Source organism: Streptomyces sp. NPDC047982 (genome assembly GCF_043204165.1).
Taxonomy (GTDB): Bacteria; Actinomycetota; Actinomycetes; order Streptomycetales; family Streptomycetaceae; genus Streptomyces.
On sequence record NZ_JBIDBS010000027.1, the window covers coordinates 1 to 20,693 of the forward strand.

Consider the following 20,693-nt stretch of genomic DNA (forward strand, 5'->3'; position numbering starts at 1 on the left):
CCAGGCTTTCCTCCGGGCATTTTCCCTTCGGTCTTGCGTTTCCGACTCTATCAGACTCTTTCGTGTCCGATTCCCGGTCGAAGCGGGTCCGCCTTTCAGTTCCACGCTTTCGCGTTTCCCTTTCCGGCGAGTCCGACTCTATCAGGCAATTCCTTTTCCCTTGACCGAGCCCCTGCAGGCATGCAGGTTCCAATCGTGAAATGGAATGGTGCGCTGAGAATCGTCACCGACCCAGAAGCCATGGTGAGCCGGGGTCAGGCGGAGGTATGACCATACAGGCGGGTCCTGGTCGAGGCAAATCGTTTCCGGTGGCCACTCAGGGTCTCGAACCGTCAGCACTCGGACGGAATCGGAACTTCCTATGACTTACGCTGCTGGACAGCACGCCGTCGTCCGCCAGCCGTGACGACGCACCCGAGCTCCACCCCTGGGAGGTTCCCCATGACCGCTGTGACGTCGCCTCTTGCCGGACATGCCATCGGGCTCGCCGCCGTACCGGACCCGGTGTTCTCCGGCGCGATGGTGGGCCCCGGAACCGCCATCGACCCTGTACGTGAGCGCTCCGAGGCGGTGTCGCCGGTCGACGGCATCGTCGTCTCCCTCCACCCGCACGCGTTCGTCGTCGTGGACGAGCAGGGGCACGGGGTGCTCGTCCACCTCGGCATCGACACCGTTCAGCTCAACGGCGAGGGCTTCGAACTGCTCGTGAACAAGGGAGACACGGTCGCGCGGGGCCAGGGGATCGTGCGGTGGGACCCCGCGGGTGTGGAGGCGGCCGGCAAGTCCCCCGTGTGCCCGGTCGTGGCGCTCGAGGCCACCGTCGAGTCTCTTTCCGATGTCCGGGAGGACGGGGACGTGAAGACCGGCGACACTTTGTTCGGCTGGCGGTGACGGACTCGGCGAAGTGACAGCGGACCGGATATCCACAGCGGAGGCGCGGGCCACCGCACGATCGGGGACGGGTGAGATGGAGACAACGCTGCGAGGCGTCGGCGTGAGCCACGGGGTGGCGATCGGCGAGGTGCGTCATATGGGTACGGCTGTGCTCGAACCGCCGGCCAAGCAGATCCCGGCCGAGGAGGCGGAGCGCGAACAGGGGCGCGCCCGCCAGGCGGTGGAGGCTGTGGCGGCGGATCTGATCGCGCGCGGCAATCTGGCCGGCGGCGAGGCCCAGCATGTCCTCGAGGCCCAGGCCATGATGGCGCAGGACCCGGAGCTGATGGCCGATGTGGAGCGCCGCATCGCCGTCGGCAGCACCGCCGAACGAGCGGTCTACGACGCCTTCGCCTCCTACCGCGCGTTGCTCGCCAACGCCGGGGAGTACCTCGCGGGGCGGGTCGCCGACCTCGACGACGTGCGCAACCGGATCGTGGCCCGGCTGCTCGGTGTCCCGATGCCCGGCGTGCCGGACAGCGACGAACCGTATGTGCTGGTCGCGCGGGACCTGGCGCCCGCCGACACCGCTCTGCTCGACCCCGCGCTGGTGCTCGGTTTCGTCACCGAGGAAGGCGGGCCGACCAGCCACAGCGCGATCCTGGCCCGGGCGCTCGGCGTGCCCGCCGTGGTGGCCCTCCCTGGTGCCACCGAGCTGGCCGAGGGCGCCGTCGTCGCGGTGGACGGCAGCAGCGGTGAGGTCTTCGTCGAGCCCGGCGCCGAGAAGCTGGCGGAACTGCGGAGCGCCGCCGCCGCGCGCAAGGACGCGCTGGCCGCGTCGACCGGTCCGGGTGCGACCTCAGACGGTCACAAGGTCCCGCTGCTCGCCAACGTGGGTGGGCCGGCGGACGTGCCCGCGGCGGTCGAGGCCGGTGCGGAGGGCGTGGGCCTCTTCCGTACCGAGTTCCTGTTCCTGGACGACAGCGAGCGGGCGCCGTCGGAGGAGAAGCAGGTCGCGGCGTACCGAGAGGTGCTCGAGGCGTTTCCCGAAGGGCGCGTCGTGGTGCGCGTGCTGGACGCCGGTGCCGACAAGCCGCTCGCCTTCCTGACGCCGTCGGACGAGCCCAACCCGGCGCTCGGTGTGCGCGGGCTTCGGAGCCTGCTGGAGCATCCCGAGGTGCTGCGGAACCAGCTGACCGCGTTGGCGAAGGCGGCCGAGGGCCTCCCCGTCCACCTCGAGGTCATGGCCCCGATGGTGGCGGACCGCACGGAGGCGAGAGCCTTCGCCGACGCCTGCCGGGAGGCGGGGCTGGGGGCGAAGTTCGGGGCGATGGTGGAGATCCCGTCCGCCGCGCTGCGGGCGCGCTCGATCCTGCAGGAGGTGGAGTTCCTGTCGTTGGGCACCAACGATCTGGCGCAGTACACCTTCGCCGCCGACCGGCAGGTGGGGGCGGTGTCCCGGCTTCAGGATCCCTGGCAGCCGGCGCTACTCGACCTGGTGGCGCTCTCGGCGGAGGCGGCCCGGGCCGAGGGAAAGAGCTGTGGCGTCTGTGGTGAGGCGGCCTCCGATCCGCTGCTCGCCTGTGTTCTGACGGGTCTGGGCGTGACGTCGTTGTCGATGGGCGCCGCGTCCATTGCGTATGTGCGCGCCGCTCTGGCCAAGCACACGCTGGCGCAGTGCGAGCGTGCCGCATCCGCCGCGCGTGCGGCTGACTCCGCGGCGGAAGCGCGGAAGGCCGCGCAGGCCGTGCTGTCGGGCGAGTAGCCCGCGCTCCGTATACGAGGGAAGGGGGCTCCTCGCCCGATGAGTGCGGGGAGCCCCCTTCGGCGTGCTCGTGACGTGTGTCCCCGGTCTTCTGCCGGTTTCTCGGCTCTTCTCCCGTTCTCGGACCCTTCTCCCGTTCGTCTCGGACCCTTCTCCCGGTCGTCAGTGGTGTCCTTCCGGCTCGTCGGCTCCGAGGTCGAAGCCCGCGCAGTAGTCCACGTGCGGCTCCGGGGCGACGGGTTCGCCGGTGTCGGCGTCGGTGCAGTAGGCGCTGAAGACCTCGCCCGCGGTGAGCGGGACCAGACTGCCGCGGTCCAGGCGCCAGCCATGGACCCGGTCCCGGGTGCCGGGGTTGCTGGTGCGGAGCACAACTCCCCCGGGCTTTTCGAGGGCGATGCCGACGGCGAGCACGGTGACGAACTCGGCGCCCTCCGCGGTCTCGAGGCGGGCCGGGCCTTCCGCGTCGCGTTCGATGTGCAGGACGGCGAGCAGGTGCTCGCTCTCGGCGGGGGCGGAGCACACCAGGTGGTGAGTGCCGGGCCCCGCCGTCTCCAGCACGCGCAGCAGGAGATGGGAGGCCCGGTCGAAGGCGGCGCGGCCGATGTCCTGGCCGCAGTCCGCGCACTCCCCGAGGTCGGCCAGGGTCATCGTGGCGTACTCCCAGGTGGCCTGGCGGACAGCCCGGTCGACCAGGAGCGGGATCAGGTCGTCGATGCGTTGTCCGGTGTACGCGACGGTGGCGCCGGACGCGGCGATCTCGGCCGTGAAGCGGCTGCGGCTGGCGGGGGCGTCGGGCGCGATCCCGGACTCGGCGCAGAACTCCGCGTACTCCTCGGGGTCGAAGAGCGCGACCGTGGCGTGCCTGCCCCGTGCGGCGAGAGACTTGAGCAGGCCCTCGACCTGCTGAAGGTAGACCGTGTGGTCGTCGAAGGCGAAGGTGCGGTAGCGGCGCATCGCCGCGAAGTCCCGTTCGTCGGCCAGCAGGCCGATGGTACTGGGGGCTTCGCGGCGCAGCGTGCGGCGCATGGACGTCCTGGTACGGCCGTGACCAAGGGGCCCGGCGGTAGTGACGGTCCTCTTCTGCCCGGGCCTCCGCTGCCCGGACCCTTCCTGTGTGGTCCCCTCCTGTGTGGTCCCCTCGGGCTCCGTCCTGCCGAACCCGGTCCGCTGGATGTTCCTGTTGTGCGCCATGTGACTCCCCCAGTGCGCCGACGAACATTACTCACTCAGAGTAATCGTTGGCGCTGACAACGTGGCGCTCAGCGACGTCTGCGGGCGAGATCCTCGTAGAAACGGAGGAGTGCGAGGTTGTCGACGGAGCCGGGGTTGACGGCCTTGTCCAGGGCCGTTCCTTGCAGGAGGCGCTTGACCGGAACCTCGATGCGCTTGCCCGTGAGGGTGTGCGGGATGCCGGGGACCTCGATGACCTCGTCCGGGACATGACGCGGCGAGAGGTTCTCACGGATGGTGTGCTTGATGCTGTCGCGGAGGTCGTCGTCGAGCACGGCTCCCTCGGTGAGGTGGACGAACAGCGGCATCCAGTAACCGCCGTCGGGTTCCTCGATGCCGATGACGAGTGACTCGCGGATCTCGGGAAGCCGCTCGACGGCCTCGTAGATGTCCGCCGAGCCCATCCGTACGCCCTGGCGGTTCAGAGTGGAGTCGGAGCGGCCGTGAATGACGACCGAGCCCCGTTCGGTGATCGTGATCCAGTCGCCGTGACGCCAGACGCCGGGGTACATGTCGAAGTAGCTGTCGTGGTAACGGCTGCCGTCGGGGTCGTTCCAGAAGCGGATGGGCATGGACGGCAGGGGCGCGGTGACGACGAGTTCGCCCACCTCGCCCACGAGCGGCCTGCCCGTGGGGTCCCAGGACCGGAGGTCCGTGCCCAGGCACGGGGCCTGGAGCTCGCCGATGTGCACGGGCAGGGTGGGGACCGCGCCGGCGAAGCAGCTGCACACGTCCGTTCCTCCGCTGACGGATGCGATCCACAGATCGTCCGCGACCTCGTCGTGCAGCCAGCAAAATCCGTCGGGCGGGAGCGGGGATCCGGTGGTGGCGACGCACTGGATCCGGGAGAGGTCGAGATCACGCCCCGGATGGATGTCGGCCTTGCGGCAGGCCATGACGTAGGCGGCGGACGTGCCGAAGAGCGTGGCTCCGGTCTGTTCGGCGACCCGCCACTGGGTGCTGATGTCCGGGAAGCCGGGGCTGCCGTCGTACAGGACGAGCGTGGTGCCGGTGAGCAGGCCGGAGACGAGGAAGTTCCACATCATCCAGCCGGTGGAGGTGTACCAGAAGAACCGGTCGTCGGGGCCGAGGTCGCAGTGCAGGCCGAGCTGCTTGAAGTGTTCGAGCAGGATGCCGCCCTGGGACTGGACGATCGCCTTGGGGAGCCCCGTCGTACCGGAGGAGTACAGCACCCACAGCGGATGGTCGAAGGGCACCTGCTCGAAGACGGGCTCCGTGTCCGCGGCGGTGAGGGCGGACCATTCGAGCGCGCCGTCCGGGGCGTCCGTGCCCAGGAGCGGGATGTGGACGACGGCGCGCAGGGTGGGGAGTTCGCGGCGCAGCTCGGCGACCGTGTCGGCGCGGTGGTGTTCCCTGCCGCCGTAGCGGTAGCCGTCGACGGTGAACAGGACGACGGGTTCGACCTGTTGGAAACGGTCGAGGACGCTGCGGGCGCCGAAGTCGGGGGCGCAGGACGTCCAGACGCCGCCGACGGCGGCGGTGGCGAGGAAAGCGATGACGGCCTGGGGAATGTTGGGGAGGTAGGCGCTGACCCGGTCGCCGGGCCGGACGCCCAGGGCACGGAGTTCGGCCGCGAGCGATCCGACCCGGCGGCGGAGTTCGGACCAGGAGACCGCGGCCTGGGTGTGGGTCTCGTCGACGTGGAGCAGCGCGGGGGCGTCCGCGCGCAGCGGGTCCTCGGCGGCGCGCAGGGCGTGTTCGGCGTAGTTGAGGGTGGCGCCGGTGAACCACTGGGCGCCGGGCATGGTCCGGTCGCCGATGACGGACTCGTACGGGGTGGAGAACCGTACGTCGAACCAGTCGGCCACGGCCTTCCAGAAGGTGTCGAGTTCGTCGACGGACCAGCGGTGCAGCGCCGGGTAGCCGCCTTCGGCCGGGGCTCCGTAACGCCCTGCCGCCCAGTTCTGGAAGCGGGTGACGGCCGCGGCAGCGATGCGGTCGGGGCCGGGCTGCCAGAGCGGGGACTCGTCGGTTGCTGCGGTCATGGGGCTGCTCCCTGGCTGTACGGATGCGCGAGGTGGGCGTGGGGCACGCACACGTGCCGGGGTGGGCGCGTGAGGCGGCCGTTACGGACGATGCCATGTGATCGTCGTTCGCACCAGGGCTCGCCGCCCATGGTCCGGTGTCCTGACATGTGGGCCGACCACGGGTGAACGGAAGTTGAACGGGTCCCGCCCCCGGTCCGTCGGGTGGCAGGGTGAGCCGCATGGATGGTCGTGACCTGGTGCGTTCGGTGAAATTGATCGGTTCGGTGCGGGGGCTGCGCATGGTGCGCTCCGCCGTGCGCAGGCGGAACGCGGACACGCGGGCGCTGCCGCGTCGTGGTGCGGAGCGGGCGCGGGTGCCGGGGCTCGTGGTGGGGGCGGAGCCGCGGCCGGGCGGGGGTGTGGTGCGGTTCACACGGTCGGAGCTGCGGGTCCGGGTGACCGTGGGCGGTGCGGTGTTCTGGAGCTGGGACGGGGCCGATCCGCTGCCGTCGTACGCGCTGACCGGTGCGGCGCCGGAGGCGGATCCGCGGGCCCGGCTGGAGCCGGACAAGGAGGACGGCTGGCAGGTGGTGTCGGAGCGGCTGACCTTCGTGGTGTCGCGGCACGGGGCCGTGGAGCTGCGGACGCCGGGCGGGGTGATGCTCCGGCGCGAGCTGCCGCCGCGCTGGTGGGAGCCGGTTGCGGGCGGTGCGGCCCGATGGGTGCAGCGGTCCGAGTTGCCTGCGGACGCCCGGTTCTTCGGGCTCGGCGGGCGGGCCTCGGGGCCTCGGCTGCGGGACGGGGTGTACCGGCTGTGGAACACCGATCCCGGGGGGCGGTTCGGGCCGAAGGACGATCCGTTGTCCGTGACGATGCCGGTGCAACTGGTGGTGTCCGACGCGGGGACGCATCTGGTGTTCCACGACAACACCTGGTCGGGGCGGGTGACGCTGCGCGAGGGCGAGGAGGGTGCCGGTTCCGGCCATGACCGCCCGGGGACGTGCGAGGTGCGGATGGACGGCGGGCCGCTGCGGTGCTGGGCGACGGCGGGCACTCCGGCCCGGGTGCTGCAGAGCTGGACGGCGCTCACGGGTGCCCCGGCGCTGCCACCGTCCTGGGCGCTGGGGCCACAGCACGCCCGTTGGGGTTTCGGCGGCGAACGGGAGGTGCGGCGGGTCGTCGCCGGGTACCGGGAGCGGGGTCTGCCGCTGTCCGCGCTGCATCTGGACATCGATCACTTGGCCGGACACCGGGTGTTCACCGTCGACCGGGACCGTTTTCCGGATCTGCCGGGCCTGGCGAAGGAGTTGCGGGAGGAGGGGGTCCGGCTGGTCTCGATCGTCGACCCCGCGGTGAAGGCGGAGCCCGGGTACACGGTGTTCGACTCGGGCGCGGCGGTCGGGAGCCGGGGTGCGTTCGTGCGGGACGCCCGGGGGCGGGTGGTGCGCGGGGAGGTGTGGCCCGGTGAGTGCGTGTATCCGGACTTCACCGATCCGCGGGTACGCGAGTGGTGGGGCGGCCTGTACGAGGAGCGGCTCGCGCAGGGGTTCTCCGGGGTGTGGCACGACATGAACGAGCCGGTGTCGTTCGCGGCGTTCGGGGATCCGACGTTGCCGCGGTCGGCGCGGCACTGCCTGGAGGGCCGTGGAGGCGATCACCGCGAGGCGCACAACGTGTACGGGCTCGCCATGGCGCGCGCCGGTCACGAGGCGCTGCGCCGGCTGCGGCCGCAGGAGCGTCCTTTCCTGTTCTCACGTTCCGGCTGGGCGGGGATGCAGCGGTACGGGGGCACCTGGTCCGGTGACGTGTCGACCGGCTGGCCCGGGTTGCGGGCGTCGCTGGCGCTGGTGCTGGGGCTCGGGCTGTGCGGGGTGCCGTACTCGGGACCGGACGTGGGCGGGTTCGACGGATTCCCCTCGCCCGAGTTGTATCTGCGATGGTTCCAACTGGGCGCGTACCTGCCGTTGTTCCGGACGCACGCGGCGATCGACGCGGGCCGGCGGGAGCCGTGGGAGTTCGGGCCGCGGGTGCTGGAGTACGCGCGGGCCGTGCTGGTGGAGCGGGAGCGGCTGAGGCCGTACTTCGAGACGCTGGCCGGGCTGGCCGCGCTGACCGGCGCCCCGTACGCGCGGCCTTTGTGGTGGGGTGCGCCCGGGGAGCGTGCGTTGCGGGACTGCGAGGACGCCTTCCTGCTGGGGGACGCGCTGCTGGTGGCGCCGGTGCTGGAGCGGGGTGCGGACAGCCGGGCGGTCCGCCTGCCGCGGGGGCGGTGGTACGACACGGCGACGGGTGAGGTCCACGAGGGGCCGGGGCAGGTGTTGCTGGATGCTCCGTTGTCGCGGGTTCCGGTGCTGGCGCGGGCCGGTTCGGTGCTGCCCGTGCGGGGTGCGGACGGGGAGGTGGAACTGGAGGTGTGGGCTCCGGCGGCGGGCCGCACCGGGGGCGGGCTGGTGATCCTGGATACGGGTGACGCCCGGGGACGGGCGGAGGTGGAGCGGTACACGACGAAGCTGGTGGACGGGAAGGTCGTGGTGGAGCGGGAGGGGGTGGAGGGGCCGGTGGGCCGCCGGGTTCGCGTGCGCGGCCTGTGACGGCCGGGGCGTGCGGTCGCGCATGCGGCTTGTGACGGCCGGGGCGTGCGGTCGCGCATGCGGGCGGGCGGACTCGGAGGCTGCGCGGGACGGCGGACGCGGGGCGCCGGGTCGCGAACGTGAGGCCCCGGTCGTACTCGCCGAGCGCCGGGGAGCGGGGCGTACACGCGGGCCTGGTGCGCGGTGGCGGACCCGGCGCGGCGGTGGCCGGGCGGTGCAGCCGGTCAGTGGTAGCCGCCCTCGAACCACGACCGGGCGGCGAGCGTATGCAGGGGGAACGCGAGCTCGGTGGGTGCGCCGAGCACGTGGAAGCCCGAGGTCTCGTCGGTCGGTGCGGAGAGCGGAAGGGCGGCGGCGGGACGCGCCGGGAGCAACCCGAAGAGCAGCAGGTGGCCTTCCGGGTCGCTGAGGGCGTCGGCGAGCCGGACGTCTCGTTCGTCGGCCTCGATGCCGGTCTCCTCGTGCAGTTCGCGTACCACGGCGTGCTTCCAGTCCTCGCCGTGGTCGATGAAGCCGCCGGGCAGCGCGATCCCGCCGAGCCGCGGCGCAACGGTGCGGGTGATCACGACGAGGCCGGTGCCGTCCCGGCCGGTGACGGGGAGCAGGGCCACGGCGACCGGCAACGGGTTGCGGTACGCCGTGTCGCCGCAGACGGCACAGGTGCGGGGCCAGTCCGCCGGGCCGGCGTACGGTGCACCGCACGTGGCGCAGTGGGAGCCCTTGACCGGTTTCTGCGGGAGGTTCGTGAACGTGGACACGCGCGGACTGTATCCGATCCCCCTGTCGTGCTCTCCCTCGTTCCAGGATCATGTGCCCATGACAGGTATGGGTTCCGTCTTCCGTGTCCTGGTGACCGCTGCCGCCGCCCTGCTCGCCGTCACCGCCACCTCCCCGGCCGCGCGGGCCCGGCCCGAGCCGAAGGCCCCTCGGGAATTCGTCGCGCTGCGCTCGGTGGATCCGACGATCATCCAGGAGATGCGCTACCCCACCGCGCACACCTTCATGGGCGTACCGGTGGACGGCTACCGCCAGCCGCTCTGCATCCTGACGCGCCCCGCGGCCAGGGCTCTCCACCACGCGCAGACCCGGCTGCTGCGCCAGGGCTACTCCCTCAAGGTGTACGACTGCTACCGGCCGCAGCGGGCGGTCGACCACTTCGTCCGCTGGGCGAAGGACCTCGACGACCAGACGACGAAGGGCGAGTTCTACCCCCGGGTCGACAAGACACGTCTCTTCGCCGACGGCTACATCGCGGAGAAGTCCGGGCACAGCCGGGGCAGCACGGTGGACCTGACGCTGGTGAAGCTGCCCGCTGCGCCGACGGGACCGGACGACCCCGGCCGGTGGAACGTGCCGTGCTACGCACCGCAGGACGAGCGCTTCCCCGACAGCTCCGTGGACATGGGCACGGGTTTCGACTGCTTCGACACGCTCGCCCATACCGACGACCCGCGGATCATGGGGGCGCAGCGGGCCCATCGGCAGTTGCTGAAGAGGACCCTCATCGAGGCCGGATTCGTGAACCTGGCCGAGGAATGGTGGCACTACACCCTCCGGAAGGAACCGTTCCCGGACACCTTCTTCGACTTCCCGGTCGCGAGAAGGTCCGTGGCGGGGCACTGACGCACGGACGGGGGAGGGGCGTCCGGGGCCACCCCCGCGGGTTCCGGCCGTCCCTCAGCTCTCCGACGCGTCCGGGCCGTTTCCGGTTGCGGTGCGAGCCATTACGGTGCCCCGTATGCCTCAACAGAAGTTCGATTCGTACGAGGAATTCTGGCCCTACTACGTCGCGATGCACTCCAGGGCCGCGACCCGCTGAGTGCATCTGACTGGCACCCTCACGGGTCTCGCCGTCGCCGCCCATGGCCTGGCGCGGGGGCGCAGGAGGTACGCCGCCGCGTTGCCGCTGATCGGTTACGGGGCCGCCTGGCCGGCCCATTTCCTGATCGAGAAGAACAACCCGGCCACCTTCGGGCACCCCGTATGGTCGCTCCGCGGTGATGTGCGGATGATCCGGACGATGCTGGCGGGACGTGACCACGAGCTGGCGGAGACGGCGGCGAAGTGGCTCGCCGAGCACCGGCGCCGGTGACCGCGAGTGGCGGACGGCGCGGTGTGCCGGCCCCGCCCGGCCGGACGGGACGACTACGTCGTCGCGGGCTCGCGCGGTCGCTCCACCCGGTCCACCGCGTGCTCGACGACCGTCACCAGCACGTCCCGCGCGGAGGAGCGGTCCCGCGCGTCGCACATGAGCACCGGCACCTCGGAGTCGAGGTCGAGCGCCCCCCGTACGGTCGTGACGGGGAACCGGTCGGCGCCCTCGAAGCAGTTGACGGCGACCACGAACGGGATCCGGCGCCGTTCGAAGTAATCCACCGCCGCGAAGCAGTCCTCCAGCCGTCTGGTGTCCGCGAGCACGACCGCGCCCAGCGCCCCCTGGGCCAGTTCGTCCCAGAGGAACCAGAACCGGTCCTGGCCCGGGGTGCCGAACAGGTACAGCACGAGATCCTCGCGCAGGGTGATGCGGCCGAAGTCCATGGCCACCGTGGTGGTGGTCTTCGTCTCCACGCCCGCCACGTCGTCCACCGGACGGCCCGCCTCGCTGAGCTGTTCCTCCGTGCGCAGCGGACGGATCTCGCTGACCGCGCCGACCAAAGTCGTCTTGCCCACGCCGAAGCCGCCCGCCACCAGGATTTTCAGGGTGACGGGATCGACGGGCCGCTTGCGGCGGCTAGAGCGCCCGAAGGCCATTGATCACCTCGCGAAGAATGCTGACGTCCGGCAGCTCGGCCGGCGGAACGGGACGGGTCACGTGTACGAGCTCGTCCTCGACGAGGTCCCCGATCAGGACCCGCACCACCCCCACCGGGAGGTCCAGGCCCGCCGCGAGCTCGGCTATCGACTGGGGCATGGCGCTGCACAGCTCGACGATCTGCACATGCTCCGGTGAGAGCGTCTGGTCGCGGACGGGGTCGTCGGCCGCGGGTTCGGGGACGACGACCGCGATCAGGTCGAGCCGGTGGCGGGTGGCGCTGCTGGTGCGGCCGCGGGTCATCGCGTACGGGCGGACCACGGGTCCGGCCTCGGCGTCGTACCAGCGTGACGTCTGCGGGTCGGTGTGCGGTACGCGGGACCCGGAGGAGGAATCAGCGCTCATGCCGTCCGCTCACCCCCCGGCGGTCTGACCGGTCGTCCGGGGCGCGTTGGCCAGATGCGCGCCGACGCGCTTGACCATCAGCGTCATCTCGTACGCCACCAGGCCGACGTCGGAGTCGGCGTCGGCCAGCACGGCGAGGCAGCTGCCGTCTCCCGCCGCCGTGACGAAGAGGAACGCCTCGTCGAGTTCGACGACGGTCTGGCGCACCCCGCCCGCGTCGAAGTGGCGGCCGACGCCCTTGGCGAGGCTGTGGAAGCCGGAGGCCACGGCCGCCAGGTGTTCGCTGTCCTCGCGGGTCAATTCCTCGGACGTGCCGGTGGCGAGGCCGTCACTGGAGAGCACCAGTGCCTTGCGGATGCTGGCGACGCGTCCGACGAGTTCGTCCAGGAGCCAGTTGAGCCGGCCGGAGCCCCGGCGTTCGGTGGTGGTTGCTACGGCGTTCGGTGCGGTCATCGACCGTCCCCTTCGGAAGTGGTTCCTCGTGCTGTGTCACCGGGACCGGTCACGTCCTCGGCGTTCTGCCGGCGGCCGCGCTGCCAGCCGCGCTGGAGCGAGGCCATGCGGTCGCGCACCTCGTCCGCGTCGCGCTCGAAGTCCCGTGCCGGTGCGTTCCGGTCCGGCTCGGTGTCGCGGCCGCCGGTCACCTCGCGCAGTTGCGGGGCGAGGCTCGCCTGCCGGATACGGCGGGGCAGGCCGCCCACCGTCTCGCGGGGCGGCCGGGGGGCCGTCGTGCTCTCACGCTCGGGCGGTGCGGGCTCGGCGGGTGTCCGGGGGCCCGCGGGCCCCCGGGGTCCGGTGGTGTTGTCGCGCGGCGTGGCGGATGTGTCGGCCTCGGCCGCGGCGGGCCACGGTGCGCCGGCGGAGGGCCTGGTCGCGCCGTCCGCGGCCGGGCTCTTGACGACCGGTGTCCCGGTGACCGGGCCGCTGTTCCCGGGCGGGCGGGGCGAGGAGCCGTGCGCGGCGGTGAGGGGGTGGGCGCGCCCCGCCTCGTCGACCCGGCGCCCGTTGTCGGCGACCAGGGTCGGCGGTTTGCGGCGGGGCAGCGGCACCGGTCCGGCGGGGTGCCCCGCCCGCGCGCCGCTCGCGGCGTCGCCGGATCGGCCGGACGCCTGCCCGTACTGTTCGCGGTCGTGGTCGCGCCCGAGGTCACGTGCCCGGAAGATGCCACCGCGTTCGTCGTCGGTGTCGTCGAGGTCGGCCGCGCCGCTCAGCACCGGGTCGAGCAGGGGGTCGTTCTCGAAGCCCATCGTCTCCACCGGGCCTTCGAGCTCTACCGGCCCGTCCAGGAGGAGGGGGTCCGCGATGCCCGCGGGCACGGGAACGAGTCCCGGCGATCTGCCGGTGGTACGGCGGTCGGCCGCGCCGTCCGCCCGGTCCTTGCCGCCGCCCGGCCCCTGGCGGCCGGATGTCCTCGTGCCCGCGATCGTCTTCTGGGACCTCCGGTCGAGGCGGAAGCCGGTGCCATGCGTCTTTGGGGCGTCGGTGAGCAGCGCCCCCGGGATGAAGACGACCGCGGTCGTGCCGCCGTACGGGGAGGTCTGCAGCGACACACGGACGTTCTGGCGCTGGGCGAGGCGGCTCACCACGAAGAGGCCGAGCCGGTCGGTGTCGGACAGCTCGAACTCGGGGGTCTCGGCGAGCCGCAGGTTCGCGTCGAGGAGGGCGTCGGGGGCCATGCCGAGGCCGCGGTCGTGGATTTCGAGCGTGAAGCCGTTGGAGACGCGTTCGCCCAGCACCTGGACCGCGGTGTGCGGGGGCGAGAACACGGTGGCGTTCTCCAGGAGTTCGGCGATCAGGTGGGTGAGGTCGGCCACGGCGGGGCCGCTCACACCGATGCGGGGCAGCCGGCGGACCTCGATCCGCTCGTAGTCCTCGACCTCGGCGACCGCCGCACGTACGACGTCCATGAGCTGGATCGGCTTGCGCCACTGACGGGAGGGGGCGGCACCGGAGAGGATCACCAGGCCCTCGGCATGGCGGCGCATGCGTGTGGTCAGGTGGTCGAGGCGGAACAGGTCCGCGAGTTCGTCGGTGTCCTCGGTGCGGCGCTCCATGGCGTCCAGCAGCGTCAGTTGCCGGTGCAGCAGCACCTGGTTGCGGCGGGCGAGATTGACGAAGACCTCGGACACGCCGCGCCGCATGTCGGCCTGCTTGACGGCGGCTTCGACCGCGGCGCGCTGCAGGGTGTTGAGCGCCTGCCCGACCTGGCCGATCTCGTCCCGTTCGTACTGGAGACGCGGTGCCTCGGTCTCGACGTCGATCTGTTCGCCGGCGGCGAGTCGGCGCATCACGCTCGGCAGCCGGACACCGGAGACCTCGTGGGCGTCCTTGCGGAGCCGGGAGAGGTCGCGGATGAGCTCGCGGCCGATACGCACGGAGACGAACACCGAGGCCAGCAGGGCCAGAAAGCCGAGGACACCGGCCACCCCCGCCTTGATCAGGACGCTGTAGCCGGCGGGCTTGCCCCGTTCCTGGAAGCGGTCGTTCATCGCGGCGGAGTCGGCGGCCAGCCGGTCCAGGACCGGCGTGGCCACCTCCTGCCAGCGTTCGGCGTCGACCACGCGCGGGTCGTGGGTGGGACCGGCGTCGAGGAGTGCCTTCTCCGCGGTTCTCAGCGCTTCGCTGTCCGGGCTCGACCAGTAGCGCGCCAGGCGCCGGCGTTCCGCCGAAGGGAGCATCTCGCCATTGATCTCGTAGAGCAGTCCCCGGTTGGCGACGAGATCGGATACCTCGCGCAGTTCGGCGGCGGTGATCCGCCCGGCGATGAGCGACGAGGCCACCAGCGCGTCTTCGCGGGAGAGCATTTCGCGCGCGCGTGAGATACCGACCAGCGCACGGACCTGCTTGTCCATCGACACGTTCTCCATCGTGCGAAGACCGGTCAGAAAGCGGTGACAGGGGTCGATGAGACGTCCGTAGAACTCCATCGCCTTCGAACGGCCGATGGTGCGCCGGTCGACGGATTCACGGAGCGCGCCGAGTCCCTCGACCGTACCGAGAAGGGAGTTCAGCCGGGTTTCGTCCTCCATCCGCAGCGCGTCGCGTACGTCCTCGCTCCGCGCACTGTTCCCGACGTCGTTCAGGGCGCGGTCGGTGGCCTCGCGCTGGCGCCGCAGCACCGACAGTGCGTCGGAGGTCCTGGGGTCGGCGAGGAGGACGAGGGTCTGACGGCGCTCGTCCTGGAGGGCGCGGACCGTGTCCTCCAGAGGCTGCCCGACCTTTTCCACGACGGTGCTCGCGCGCAGCAGACGGCCGGCTTCACGTCCCGTCAGGAATGTCGCGAAACCCCAAAGTCCTGTGAGGGAGAGGAGCGGCACCAGCAGCAGCGCCACGATCTTCCTGCGGATGGACTTTCCGCGAAAGCGCACGGCCTCCCCCAGCCCGACCCCACGGGGCGAGGGGTCGTGTTCCGTCAACAAACGGCGCGAGCCTACTACCGACGAGGAGACAACTCGAAGGGATGTCTGGGATGTTTTTCAGCCGCAACCCTGGCGTTGATCACGAGTTTTCCCGGTATTCCGGACCGAGAATTTCGCGAAAGCGGCAGAAGAGCCCCGCGAAGGCATCACACTGTCAGGGAGGGCAGTTGGCTGGATTTTTTCGCTCGATGACGGATCGAGGGAATTTTCCCACCCTGTCACTCGTCTCCCTGTACGGGGCAGGGGAAACAACGGGAGCACTCGGGACAGGACGGTCCGATCCGCCCGCGTAGAAACGGTTCATACCGGGCAGAACCCCTGAAGTCGGACATCGGTGGGGAGTTGAGAGTCCTTGGATACGCAAGATCGCCGGGGCCGGGGCCCGTCGGCACCGGCCGCGAGAACGGCCTCGGCGGCCACTCCCGGCGCGCAGATCCCGCGTCAGCAGCGCCGGCAGCTCTGGGTGGAGGAGCCGGCCGCCCGTTGGCGGATGCCCGACTCCGTCCGCACGGCCGCCGTGCGTGCCGTGCTCATCATGTCGTTGACGATCATCCAGGCCGTGGTCGCCTTCCTGTGCACGCTGGCGGAATCCTGGCTGGCCTTCCCGATGGTGCTGAGCAGTGTGGGCAGCACCGTGATCGCGACATGGGCGGTGCTGGACGTCTGGGTCACCCGACAGGTCTGGAACCAGCGTCACGGTGTGGTGTCCGTGCCGAGCAGTTCGGCACGCCAGTTGCGCCGCGAGCGCCGCAGCGCGCGCCGGGCCGCGCGGGCCGCCCGGCGGGAGGAAGCACGCATACGCCGCCGGGGCGCTGGCGACCTCTCGCGGGCCTGAACGGCCGGGGCCCGTCCGCCCCCGGGGAGGCAGGACGGGCCCACGGGCCGGGACGCGTGGCGTCTACGCCCCGGACGGGGCCGAGGCGGCGGTGCCGGCCGGTGCCGTGGCGGTGCGCTTGAACATGCGGGTGGCGGTGATCTCGCCGTGCACCTTCCCACCGTTGGGGTCCGGCTGCGGCAGGCCCGGGCGAAGGTGCTCCTCCACGCTGATGTACTTCAGCCCGGCCCGCAGGTCCGCGTCATTGCGCAACCGGATGACCAGCGGGAACTCGGCGAGCGCCGTGGTGTCGAACAACCCCGTGGTGTAGAGCAGCTGCACACCGAGGGCGTCGGACACCGCGCGCTGGAGCTCCAGCAGATAGGTGGCGTTGGCGCGGCCGATGGGGTTGTCCAGGAAGAGCGTGCCCGCATGCCGGTGCTGGAGCCGGTCCTGGCCCCGGTCGTTGCTGCGCAGGGCGGCCATCGTGCAGTACAGCGCGATGGCGGCGGTGAGCAGCTGCCCGCCGGAGAACACGTCGCCCATCTGCCCGACCGGGACCCGTTCGGCACGCAGCACCGCGTCCGGCTTGAGGATCTCCACGGCGACGCCCTTGGGCTCCAGCGCCGCCTGCACACCGCGCAGCAGGAGGGACATGCCGTCCCTGCGCAGGTCGGAATTCTTCCTGAGCGCGGCGCGGGTGGCCTCGTCGACGACCTCGCCGAGCCGTTCGGTCAGGGTCGCCTGATCGGGTTCCTCGAAGCGGATCCGGAGGAACTCCTGGCCCGACCACTCCCCCAGTCCTTCAGGCAGCCGGGAGAGCCGCTGGGCGGAGCGCAGGGTGGTCAACGAGGACTCCACGAGCCCGCGCAGCCGGTCCACGATGGAGTCGCGGTTGCGCTCCAACTGGACCAGCTCGTCGGTGAGGACCCGGAGCCTCGGCGCGAAGGCGGCCGCCCACTTCTCCGCGTGCTCGGGCAGTACCGCGGCCGGCAGCTCCCGGATCTGCTGACGGGCGGGGGTACGGACCTGCTCGTACCGGGCGGAGTTGGCGTGCCGCACGAGGACGTCGCTCGCCTCCCGGACGGCGCTCTCCGCGGCCGACAGGTCGGCGGCGCAGCCGCGCAGCGAACGGCGGGCCTCGGTGGCCGAGCGCCGCGCCTCGTCGAGGCTGCCCGGGTACGGCTCGGGGGCCTCGGCGTCGTCCTGCGCGCCGTGGTCCCGCAGAAGGTCCCGCAAAAGTGCCGCGGTCTCGTCGAAGCCGCCCGCCGACTCCTCGGCGGTGCGGTGCGCGTGCAGCAGTTCGGTGTGGGCGGCGCGGGCCGTGTCCAGGGTCGCGGTGGCGGCGGCCAGTTCGGCCGTGGCGATGCGCAGGAGGGTCTGGGCCAGATCGGCGTCGGTGGGGACCAGTTCGTCGGGGAGTTCGGTGTGGTGGGGCTCGCCATCGGCCGGGGCCAGACGCTCGGCCTCGCCGCGCAGCCGGCCGAGCTGCTCGCTCGCGGCGGAGGCCCTGGTCTCCAGGAGCTGGACCAGGGATTCGGCGCGGGCCGCGGCGGCCTGCCGGGACGGACCGTCGGCGCCGTCGGTGCTTTCGAGGAGCTGGGCGGCCCGGGTGCGGACCTTGTTGGTGAGCCGGTCGAGCTCGGCGAGGGCGGCGCTCTCGTCGCCCTCCGCCCGGGCCTGCTCGGCCCGCAGGTCGGCGCCGACGCCCACCTTCTCGTACAGCTGCGACGCGGCCCGGTACGCCTCACGCAGCGCGGGGAGGGCGGGCCGTGGGGCGTCGTCCGCCGGCTCCGGGAGGTGTTCGGGGGCGCCCGCGATCTCGGCGCGCTCGGCACGCAGCGCGCGGGCCGTGCGCCGGGCGTCGTCGGCGGCGCGCTGGGCGGCCCTGCGGTCCTCGTCGGCGGCACGGGCCCGTTCCAGACAGACCGTGGCGCGGGCCTCCGACTCGGCGGCCTCGTCGGTGAGTTCGCGCAGCTTCGCCTGCCAGGCGGCCCGTTCGCGCAGCCGGGACGCGAGTCCCGCGAGGGCGTCGGCGGCGCGGCGGGCGCGCTGGGCGACCTCCTGGCGTTCGTCGCGCACGCGGGCGGTGTCCGCGGCTGCCTCGTCGGCCTCGGCGCGCGCCGTGCGGGCCTCGGCGAGCTCGGCCTCCGCCGTCTCGGCGGCGGTGCGGGCGGTCTGCGCGGCCTCGGCGAGCTCGGCGAGCATGCCGGGCGGGCAGTCGGCTCGCCAGGAGCCGATGCGCGCGGCGAGGGAGCGGTCGGCGGTGAGACGGGCGGCGAGAGCGCGGATGTCCTCGTCACGGGCGGCGGCCCTGGCTCGGAGGGCCTGCCGCTCCTCGTCCGCCGCGTGTTCGTCGTGCATCGCCGGGTTCGGCGGGACGAGGAACACGCCTTCCGTGTCCGTGGCCGAGCCGGGGGCGGGGAGGGGGGCGAGCAGCGCTGCGGCGGTGCCCACGGCGACGGCGGAGCGGGGCAGCAGGGCGGCGCCGCTCAGGACCTCGCGTGCGCGGGCGTGCGAGTCGGGGTCGGTGATGACGACGCCGTCGACGAGTTCGGGCCGGGCGACGAGCACGGACGCGTGGTCGGCCGGGTCGACGGCCTGGGCGAGGTAGCGCCAGCCGGGCAGGGCCGGGATGCCGTGCTCGCCGAGGTACTCGACGGTGGCCAGGACGTCGGGGCCGGGCGGCAGCAGTCCGCCGTCGCCGAGCGCGCCGAGGATCCGGGCGTCGTCGGCGGCGGCGGTGCGCAGGTCGAAGAGACGGCGTTCGGCGGAGGCGATGGACTGGTCGAGCAGTTCCCGCAACTGGTCGGCGCCGCGGTCGAACTCCTCGACGGTGAGGGGCTGTTCGTGATCGGCGGCTTGATCCGCGCCCTGCCGTTCGCGCGCCGGGCGGTCTTGCCGGGCGGCGCCGTCGGCGTCGCGTCCGGATCCGTCCGCGTCGCGCCGGGGTCCGGGTACGCCGGCGTCTTGCGCGGCGGGCAGGCCGAGCAGTTCGGCCAGGCGGGGGGCCGCGGCGATCGACTCGGCGGCCCTGCGCTCCGCCTCGTAGGACTGTTCCGCGGCGTGCGCGGCATCGGCGGCGCGCGCGGCGGCCAGTTCGGCGCGGCTCTCGGCCGCCGCGGCCTCCCTGGCCCGTTCGGCCGCCGAGCGGGCGGCTTGTCTGGCCGTGTCCCAGGCGGCGACGGCGGACTGTTCGGCGTCGCTGGCGGCGAGGGCGGCGCGCGCCGGGTCGGCGTCCGGCGCGGTGTCGTCCAGCCAGCCCGCCCGTACCGCCTCGGCCGTCTCCTGCTCGACCTCGGCGAGGCGCTGACGCAGGTGTCCGGCTTCGCTGCGGGCCCGCTGCGCCTCGGTCGCGGCGCTGGTGGCGTCGCGGTGGGCGGTCTCGCCCGCGGCCTGGAGGGCGTCGGAGCGGGCCTCCTCCTCGTTGGCCAGGGCTTCGCCGGCCTCGGCGGCGGTGTGCAGGGCCCGAACGAGATCGGCGGCGGCCCGGGCGCGGGCGGCGAGTGCCGGTGCGGCGTCCCGTTCGGCCTCGCGGATGGCTGCGGCGACCCGGGCGGAGCGGTCGGCGGCGGCCCGGTGGCGCAGGACGGCCTCGGCGGCCTGCCAGGCGGAGTGCAGGGTGCGGGCGTCACCGAGTTCGCGGCGCTGGGCGGCCGCGCCCTTCTCCGCCGCGGTCAGCGCCAACGAGGCGTGCCGGTAGGCGAGTTCGGCGGCGACGAGGGCGTTGCGCCCGCGGGCCTCCTCGGCCGTGGTGACGGTGTGCGCGGCGGAGGTGACCTGCTGGGCCAGTTCGGCGGCGCGGCCGCGTTCCTGGCCGGCGCGGGCGGAGAGCCTGCGGGCGAGCGTGCGGGTGCGGCGCTCGGCGCCCGCGTGGATGTCGCGGGCGCGGGCGCGGGATTCGGTGGCCTCCACGATCCGTCCGAGCAGGTCGACCGAGCCCGCCGTGAAGTCGCGTTCGGCGGTCAGTTCGGCGCGGCGGCCGAGTTTGTTGCCGAAGCCGCTCACCAGGTCGGCGAGACCGTCCGTGTCCCGGGTGTCGGTGACGGCCCGCAGCAGCAGGTCGGTGAAGTCGGAGTCCTTCTTGACGGCGAAGAGTCCCGCCGCCTCGCCCTCGTCGGCGTTCATCTCGCGCTGGTAGCGGAAGAGTTCGGGGTCGAGGCCGAGGTCCCCGAGGTGTTCGTTCCAGCGGTCGTGGATCTCCTCCCAGTGCACGTCGAGGTGCTGGTAGAACTTGCCGGCCTCCATCAGGGCGTCGCGGAAGCCCTTCATCGTGCGCCGTCGGCCCTTCGCGCCGGAGGCGCCCTCGGCGGGGCGGTGCACGGAGGTGGACTCGGCGACCGGCAGGGAGTCCAGGCCGAGGCCGGGACCGGGGCGGAAGGAGTACCACGCCTCGGCGAACTTCCGCGGGTCGTTGGAGACCTGGCGGCCTCGCCACTCGCTGACCTTGCCCACCACCACGCATTCGCCGGTGAGGGTGTGCTGCCACTCCAGGGCGACATGGCCGCAGTCGTCGGCGAGCAGGAACTTGCGCAGCACGCCGGAGCTGGCGCCGCCGAGGGTGTTGCGGTGGCCGGGCAGCATCACCGAGAAGATGAGCTTCAGCAGCACGGACTTGCCGCCGCCGTTCTCCAGGAACAGCACCCCTGCGGGGGCGGGGCGGCGCGGCGGGCCGGCCGGCTCCTCCTCGAAGAACTCCGCCTGGGCCGGGGCGGGGTCGGGCACGGGCTCGCCCACTCCGCGCAGGTCGAGCACGGTGTCGGCGTAGCGCGCGCCGGCCGGACCGATGGAGTAGAGGCGGATCCGGGACAGCTCGTACATTTCGGCGGACTCTCGTCGTTCAGGGAGCGGGAGGG

The 20,693-nt window shown here is 72.6% G+C and carries 13 protein-coding genes and 1 pseudogene; 6 read left to right on the top strand and 8 right to left on the bottom strand.

Annotated features, from left to right (window positions below; genetic code table 11):
* Positions 1-441: 441 nt before the first annotated feature.
* Positions 442-891, top strand: coding sequence for a PTS glucose transporter subunit IIA (locus tag ACGF2V_RS27340; RefSeq protein ID WP_362710673.1), 450 nt, complete (start codon positions 442-444; stop codon positions 889-891).
* A gap of 76 nt (positions 892-967) precedes the next feature.
* Entirely contained in the window at positions 968-2,638 is a 1,671-nt protein-coding gene (gene ptsP, locus ACGF2V_RS27345) for a phosphoenolpyruvate--protein phosphotransferase (protein WP_362625538.1), read from the top strand.
* A gap of 162 nt (positions 2,639-2,800) precedes the next feature.
* Here the strand turns inward: ptsP and ACGF2V_RS27350 are convergent, their stop codons facing one another.
* Both ACGF2V_RS27350 and ACGF2V_RS27355 read right to left on the bottom strand, forming a co-directional pair.
* Positions 2,801-3,664 (bottom strand): hypothetical protein, encoded by an 864-nt coding sequence (locus ACGF2V_RS27350; RefSeq protein WP_362625536.1) that lies wholly within the window; start codon positions 3,662-3,664, stop codon positions 2,801-2,803.
* 233 nt (positions 3,665-3,897) lie between these two features.
* Positions 3,898-5,874 carry an acetoacetate--CoA ligase gene (locus ACGF2V_RS27355; protein WP_362625534.1) on the bottom strand — a complete coding sequence of 659 codons (1,977 nt, stop codon included), beginning with the start codon at positions 5,872-5,874 and terminating at the stop codon, positions 3,898-3,900.
* Between the two features lie 221 nt (positions 5,875-6,095).
* Between ACGF2V_RS27355 and ACGF2V_RS27360 the strand changes: the two genes are divergently transcribed.
* Positions 6,096-8,447 carry a glycoside hydrolase family 31 protein gene (locus ACGF2V_RS27360; RefSeq protein WP_362710670.1) on the top strand — a complete coding sequence of 784 codons (2,352 nt, stop codon included), beginning with the start codon at positions 6,096-6,098 and terminating at the stop codon, positions 8,445-8,447.
* Between the two features lie 224 nt (positions 8,448-8,671).
* Here the strand turns inward: ACGF2V_RS27360 and ACGF2V_RS27365 are convergent, their stop codons facing one another.
* The gene (locus ACGF2V_RS27365) at positions 8,672-9,205 is read right to left on the bottom strand and encodes an NUDIX domain-containing protein (RefSeq protein ID WP_362710667.1); all 534 of its coding nucleotides are present in this window, start codon (positions 9,203-9,205) and stop codon (positions 8,672-8,674) included.
* 58 nt (positions 9,206-9,263) lie between these two features.
* Here ACGF2V_RS27365 and ACGF2V_RS27370 point away from each other — a divergent pair, with 58 nt between their 5' ends.
* Both ACGF2V_RS27370 and ACGF2V_RS27375 read left to right on the top strand, forming a co-directional pair.
* On the top strand, positions 9,264-10,070 hold the full coding sequence (locus ACGF2V_RS27370) for a M15 family metallopeptidase (protein WP_362625528.1): 807 nt from the start codon (positions 9,264-9,266) through the stop codon (positions 10,068-10,070).
* Positions 10,071-10,185: 115 nt separating this feature from the next.
* Positions 10,186-10,539: pseudogene (locus ACGF2V_RS27375) on the top strand (Mpo1-like protein).
* A gap of 53 nt (positions 10,540-10,592) precedes the next feature.
* On the opposite strand, the gene ACGF2V_RS27380 reads toward ACGF2V_RS27375, so the two are convergent.
* From ACGF2V_RS27380 to ACGF2V_RS27395, 4 genes are read right to left on the bottom strand one after another with little or no spacing between them, the layout of a single operon-like run.
* On the bottom strand, positions 10,593-11,198 hold the full coding sequence (locus tag ACGF2V_RS27380; RefSeq protein ID WP_362625524.1) for an ATP/GTP-binding protein: 606 nt from the start codon (positions 11,196-11,198) through the stop codon (positions 10,593-10,595).
* Positions 11,179-11,604 (bottom strand): DUF742 domain-containing protein, encoded by a 426-nt coding sequence (locus ACGF2V_RS27385; protein ID WP_362625522.1) that lies wholly within the window; start codon positions 11,602-11,604, stop codon positions 11,179-11,181. Before ACGF2V_RS27385 ends, ACGF2V_RS27380 begins: the two co-directional genes overlap by 20 nt.
* A 9-nt stretch (positions 11,605-11,613) precedes the next feature.
* A complete protein-coding gene (locus ACGF2V_RS27390) occupies positions 11,614-12,057 on the bottom strand; it encodes a roadblock/LC7 domain-containing protein (RefSeq protein WP_073790261.1) in 444 nt (147 codons plus the stop codon).
* On the bottom strand, positions 12,054-14,972 hold the full coding sequence (locus ACGF2V_RS27395) for a nitrate- and nitrite sensing domain-containing protein (RefSeq protein ID WP_362710664.1): 2,919 nt from the start codon (positions 14,970-14,972) through the stop codon (positions 12,054-12,056). The genes ACGF2V_RS27390 and ACGF2V_RS27395 overlap by 4 nt, the downstream gene beginning before the upstream one ends.
* Before the next feature lie 403 nt (positions 14,973-15,375).
* Between ACGF2V_RS27395 and ACGF2V_RS27400 the strand changes: the two genes are divergently transcribed.
* Positions 15,376-15,858: a hypothetical protein gene (locus tag ACGF2V_RS27400; RefSeq protein ID WP_392913421.1), complete on the top strand. Its 483-nt coding sequence runs from the start codon at positions 15,376-15,378 to the stop codon at positions 15,856-15,858.
* A 63-nt stretch (positions 15,859-15,921) separates the two neighbouring features.
* Here ACGF2V_RS27400 and ACGF2V_RS27405 read toward each other — a convergent pair whose 3' ends face one another.
* A complete protein-coding gene (locus ACGF2V_RS27405; RefSeq protein ID WP_362625518.1) occupies positions 15,922-20,658 on the bottom strand; it encodes a hypothetical protein in 4,737 nt (1,578 codons plus the stop codon).
* Between the last annotated feature and the right edge of the window lie 35 nt (positions 20,659-20,693).

Excerpts from the sequence above, each read along its gene's own strand:
- ACGF2V_RS27340 (WP_362710673.1), top strand. The coding sequence starts at position 442 with ATGACCGCTGTGACGTCGCCTCTTGCCGGACATGCCATCGGGCTCGCC.
- ptsP (WP_362625538.1), top strand. The coding sequence starts at position 968 with ATGGAGACAACGCTGCGAGGCGTCGGCGTGAGCCACGGGGTGGCGATC.
- ACGF2V_RS27350 (WP_362625536.1), bottom strand. The coding sequence starts at position 3,664 with ATGCGCCGCACGCTGCGCCGCGAAGCCCCCAGTACCATCGGCCTGCTG.
- ACGF2V_RS27355 (WP_362625534.1), bottom strand. The coding sequence starts at position 5,874 with ATGACCGCAGCAACCGACGAGTCCCCGCTCTGGCAGCCCGGCCCCGAC.
- ACGF2V_RS27360 (WP_362710670.1), top strand. The coding sequence starts at position 6,096 with ATGGATGGTCGTGACCTGGTGCGTTCGGTGAAATTGATCGGTTCGGTG.
- ACGF2V_RS27370 (WP_362625528.1), top strand. The coding sequence starts at position 9,264 with ATGACAGGTATGGGTTCCGTCTTCCGTGTCCTGGTGACCGCTGCCGCC.
- ACGF2V_RS27380 (WP_362625524.1), bottom strand. The coding sequence starts at position 11,198 with ATGGCCTTCGGGCGCTCTAGCCGCCGCAAGCGGCCCGTCGATCCCGTC.
- ACGF2V_RS27385 (WP_362625522.1), bottom strand. The coding sequence starts at position 11,604 with ATGAGCGCTGATTCCTCCTCCGGGTCCCGCGTACCGCACACCGACCCG.
- ACGF2V_RS27390 (WP_073790261.1), bottom strand. The coding sequence starts at position 12,057 with ATGACCGCACCGAACGCCGTAGCAACCACCACCGAACGCCGGGGCTCC.
- ACGF2V_RS27405 (WP_362625518.1), bottom strand. The coding sequence starts at position 20,658 with ATGTACGAGCTGTCCCGGATCCGCCTCTACTCCATCGGTCCGGCCGGC.